The 4,411-nt window shown below is 37.9% G+C and carries 7 protein-coding genes; 4 read left to right on the top strand and 3 right to left on the bottom strand.

Features of this window, described 5'->3' with window-relative positions:
• Nucleotides 1–39: 39 nt before the first annotated feature.
• On the bottom strand, nucleotides 40–222 hold the full coding sequence (locus UF75_RS24830) for a hypothetical protein (protein WP_045577197.1): 183 nt from the start codon (nucleotides 220–222) through the stop codon (nucleotides 40–42).
• 325 nt (nucleotides 223–547) lie between these two features.
• Between UF75_RS24830 and UF75_RS24825 the strand changes: the two genes are divergently transcribed.
• Entirely contained in the window at nucleotides 548–850 is a 303-nt protein-coding gene (locus UF75_RS24825; RefSeq protein WP_282433864.1) for a hypothetical protein, read from the top strand.
• Between the two features lie 105 nt (nucleotides 851–955).
• Here the strand turns inward: UF75_RS24825 and UF75_RS24820 are convergent, their stop codons facing one another.
• Together UF75_RS24820 and UF75_RS24815 are read right to left on the bottom strand one after the other, a co-directional pair.
• A complete protein-coding gene (locus UF75_RS24820; RefSeq protein WP_045577195.1) occupies nucleotides 956–1,228 on the bottom strand; it encodes a Txe/YoeB family addiction module toxin in 273 nt (90 codons plus the stop codon).
• Nucleotides 1,222–1,461, bottom strand: a complete 240-nt coding sequence (locus UF75_RS24815; RefSeq protein ID WP_045577194.1) for a type II toxin-antitoxin system Phd/YefM family antitoxin — start codon at nucleotides 1,459–1,461, stop codon at nucleotides 1,222–1,224. The genes UF75_RS24820 and UF75_RS24815 overlap by 7 nt, the downstream gene beginning before the upstream one ends.
• Before the next feature lie 366 nt (nucleotides 1,462–1,827).
• Between UF75_RS24815 and UF75_RS24810 the strand changes: the two genes are divergently transcribed.
• The 3 genes from UF75_RS24810 (at nucleotide 1,828) to UF75_RS30580 (ending at nucleotide 4,383) form a co-directional block, all read left to right on the top strand.
• Nucleotides 1,828–2,490, top strand: a complete 663-nt coding sequence (locus tag UF75_RS24810) for a hypothetical protein (RefSeq protein ID WP_045577193.1) — start codon at nucleotides 1,828–1,830, stop codon at nucleotides 2,488–2,490.
• Nucleotides 2,491–3,043: 553 nt separating this feature from the next.
• Nucleotides 3,044–3,532, top strand: a complete 489-nt coding sequence (locus tag UF75_RS30585; RefSeq protein ID WP_052693652.1) for a PAS domain S-box protein — start codon at nucleotides 3,044–3,046, stop codon at nucleotides 3,530–3,532.
• Between the two features lie 38 nt (nucleotides 3,533–3,570).
• Entirely contained in the window at nucleotides 3,571–4,383 is an 813-nt protein-coding gene (locus UF75_RS30580; protein WP_052693650.1) for an ATP-binding protein, read from the top strand.
• Nucleotides 4,384–4,411: the final 28 nt, after the last annotated feature.

Here is a 4,411-nt window from a genome sequence, read left to right as displayed (position 1 = left end):
TGATTTGGCTTCAGATAAAAGTTTTCGTGGGGGAAAGAGTTAAAGTCTCCTTAATTCTCCATTCATTATTTCTTGTTCGCCCCTTTCTATTGCCTTTATGTCTTCTTCAGTTGCTACCACTTCAAAATCCACATATATAAATTTCCACAGCTTTTTTAAACCTTCATCATCTACATTGTTTATAAATTCTCTAATCGCATCCTTCGTTTCCTCTGCATCCATGATATTTACCTCCCTGTAGATAATTTATGTAGGCAATATTATTATATCATTTTCGTCCATATATGTACGGGTTTCCCAGAAGAAATAGGTTTTTGCCAATAAGAATTGAGCTAAAGTTGAGAAGGGATTAATATTACCCCTTCTTTTTTTGTTCACTATTTAGTTAACTGGAAAGAATTCATACATGATATTCCCGATACTTGATACATATAGAGCATCACCTAAAGAAATATTTGGTATATTTGACCTTTACGCATTAAAGTATTCTATGATAAAAGGGCACCTCAACGCGTGTTTTTTGCCTTTGGTTTAACAGTTGAGGAAAGTGTTGAAACATAGTAAAATTGACTGGGTAAACGATAACTTCATAAACGGCAAATATGAAAACATCATAAACGCATACCCTTCCATCAAAAGCGTCGGAGTCATGGGTGATGGTCGCACTTACGAATACCCCATCATCCTCAGAGCTGTCACCAGCGAAGATGCTATGACGGCGGATTGGGCCAGGTTGCCGTATGAAGTCCTGCATAATATCTCCTCAAGGATTGTGAATGAAGTGCAGGGGGTTAATCGGGTGGTTTATGATATTACCTCGAAACCGCCTGGAACGATTGAGTGGGAGTGAAGCTGGTGGCTTCCCACCAATAAAGCTAACAAAAAGCACCTAGGGCAGTACATGCACAGGTGCTTTAATATCTAAAAATATCGTTTTTGAAATATATTAACCCCATTAAAACTCATAATGCGACCACATACTAACAATAACAATCGTTTTTTCTTCCTCAATCACTTTATAAACTAATCTGTGTTGTCGGCTAATTCTTCTTGAGTATAGCCCTTTCAGATCACCAATGAGCATTTCATACGGTGGTGGGTTTTGAAACGGATTTCCTTGCATGAAGGCTAATAGCTTTTCTACATTCTCTTTTAACGCTGGAAACTGCTTGATTTTTTCTTTGTCTTTTTCTGCTTGTTTTAGTATGACAATCTTATATTTTACCATTTGAATTCCACGCAGTCTTCAATCGTTGCGTTAAGACCATCTTCCAAGCGTTTTTTCATTCCGGGAATAGAGCAAAGATAGAGCGTTTCCATCAATCCGTTGTATTCTTGCTCGCTTAAAATAACCGCATTTCCCTTTTTTGTATTTACATTGATAATGTCATTAAACTCAATCGCTGAATTCAAATATTCAAATAGGTTTCTTCTTAAATTTGTTGCATTCGTATTGGTCATATTATCACCTCCGCTGCGTACATTATAACGTACATATACATCTTTGTCAATGGGTGTGGGTGTAGGGTAAATACTGAGTCTCCAAGGATTCAAGAGGTGTATAAGTATTTGTTGGGTGGTTGTGATTTCTACCAGTTTCTGGAGTTATCATAACCATCTTTTTTGCTTTATAAGCGTTATATGGCTTAATATAATGGGAATTTGGTACTTATGAAATTTTGTAATCGATAATCTTGAAGTCCGGGATAAGGAATTGCCCAAGTTTAACGCGAGGGCAATTCCTTATGCATATGTTCCTATATTAGTGGAATAGGGCAAGCATGAAACACATAAAGTAGGGTAAGAACTCCGCCAGGGAGGCATGATATGAAGAAAAGAGGATTATGGTTACTCATCGGTGTCGGCATCGTGTTGATGGGGGGACTTTTAGGACGCTATTTTTGGCAGCCAGACCCCACTGATTTAGTCACACACGGTTTAGAACGATTGAACGCTGCGACCTCTTTTCGCTACAGTCTAACCCAACATCAATGGGTCGAGGGAAAAGATCGCATACTCACTCAGATTCTAGGAGAAAAGGACGGTGGGAACACACGTATCTTGGGACAGCTGGTTGGCAGCGAAGTGGAAATGATTAAAATCGGAGATTCTACCTACAGCAAAGATCCTTTCAGCAAGAAGTGGATACGGTTTACTAATGCTCCGGCTACTCAAGAAGTCTTTCTGGCGGAGCTCAACCCTTTATCTTCGCTACAATTGAAAGAACTTGGTGAGGTGATGCTTAGCGGTCAAGCGAAAGTTAACGGAGATAAGGCTTGGGTATGTCAATTAAAACCTAGTGTACAAAATCAAATGATGGAGGTATTTTGGACCGATTTTCAATATACGCTTTATATTCGTAAATCAGATAAAATGCTTTTAAAAGCGACTATCGAAGCTAAAAATAAGGCTAAGTCCGACCCCATGACGATGACACTTGAGTTTAAAAATATTGGGCAAAAGATCGATATAAACGCACCGGATATTTAAAGATTTGTAACAATTAAAGAGGCAGGAATAACCCAATGAGCTGGGTATTCCTGTCTCATTAATTGTTACAGTCATGGAAAGAAATTACTTACACATTTTTCGGAAATTAGGGCAACTTAATATTAAGTAAAAAAGGAGGATGTTAATAATGGGATTTTTCTCAGATTTGCGATGGAAATTTACGAAGATTGGAAAGTGGATTATGTTGAGGTTGTTACTTTTACGTGAAAGACTATGAATGGGAGATGGTTAAAAAGGTTTGTCTGAAGATATACAGTTTTATGACATGTATGATCAACGCTCAAATGAATAACAGGGTCAAGTAGAAAATATCTACCTGACCCTGTTATTCATTTGAGCGTTGATCATAAAATATCGGATGTCGGATGGAATGAAGGAAATAGTTAGTATGTGATTGAACTTTGCCCGTTGAATTGTTTAATTTTAGTAATTATCCGCAACCCTTTTGCCGATAAGAAAGTAGCAATAGTATAGAAAGGTTGAAGATAAAATGGACTAATTGGGTTTGAAAAACATATAAGGGGGCTTAGCCTTGGAGCTCAGGCATAAGATACGGCGCTCAAACGCAATATATGAAACGTCGTATATAGTGATTGGCATTATTTTAATGTACTTTATCTTAGTATTTATGTTAGGCTTTTACTATGGAGGCTTATGGATTTTAGTTGCCATTCCATTTATGGTAACTTTGTTCCTAATAAGAAAAATCAGAAAGCAAATAATTTTGTTAGCTGAGGCCATTCTCCATGATAAAGGTGTGCAAGTTGATACGGATTTTCTCCCAGAATTGACGCCGTTATTAGCTGCAGTAAAAGCGCATTCTCAGCAACTCCGAACCTTTGAAGCCATCGTGAGAAACTCTAATGATATAATTACGACGATTGATCTGGCCTATAAAATAACAAGTATTAATCCGGCTGGGAAAAAAATTTATGGTTATACAGCGCCAGAAGTCTTAGGGCAAGAGATTACTATCTTAGCGGTGCCCGAAAGTAGTGCGGAATTGATAAAAAATTCTTGACAGGGTAAAAACTCGGTGAAGAAATTGTAGGCTATGATATGAAACGTCAAAAGAAAGATGGCACGGTCATCGACGTGTCGTTGAGTATTTCACCGATTAGAGATGATCAAGGTCAGATAACCGGTATAATGGGTATCCACCGTGATATTACTGAACGCAAAAAAATGGAAGCAGAAATGCAAAGGCTCGATGGTTTAAATCTAATTGGTCAGATGGCTGCAAGCATCGCCCATGAAATTAGGAATCCAATGACAACTGTTCATGGATTTCTTCAGTTGCTAGAAGCGAAACCGAAACTTCTGGAGTTTAAGGACTATTTTCAACTCATGATTGAAGAATTGGATCGCTGCAATTCAATTATCACAGAGTTTCTTTCTTTAAGTAGAAATACTCCTATTAATCTTAGAATGCAAAACCTCAATACTATTATCAATAAACTGCTACCCATGTTACAAGCGGATGCTTTAAGGAACGAGCAAGTTATTGTTGCCGAACTTGAAGAGCTCCCTAACCTTGAATTAAATGATCAAGAAATTCGGCAGGTCATCTTAAATTTAGCGCGTAATGGATTAGAATCTATGAAGGCAGGCGGAACTCTGACAATTAGAACTTTTTTGGAAAGAGATCACATCGTCATCACGTTTTGCGATCAGGGATCCGGCATTTCAGGACGAATTTTGGAAAGTATAGGTAAACCTTTTTTGACGACGAAGGAAAATGGTACAGGGTTAGGCTTGCCGGTATCTTATAACATCGTGTATCGACACGGAGGTACGATTATTATTGATACAGGCAGTGCAGGGACAACATTTTTTGTTAGGCTCCCTATAAAAGGTCAGCATTTGGTATAGAAAAATGACACTGTTAGTTTAGGCTTAT

This window comes from Desulfosporosinus sp. I2 (genome assembly GCF_000960765.1).
Taxonomy (GTDB): domain Bacteria; phylum Bacillota; class Desulfitobacteriia; order Desulfitobacteriales; family Desulfitobacteriaceae; genus Desulfosporosinus.
Note: the sequence above shows the minus strand (reverse complement) of the source record. Positions and strands in the feature narration are given on the sequence as shown.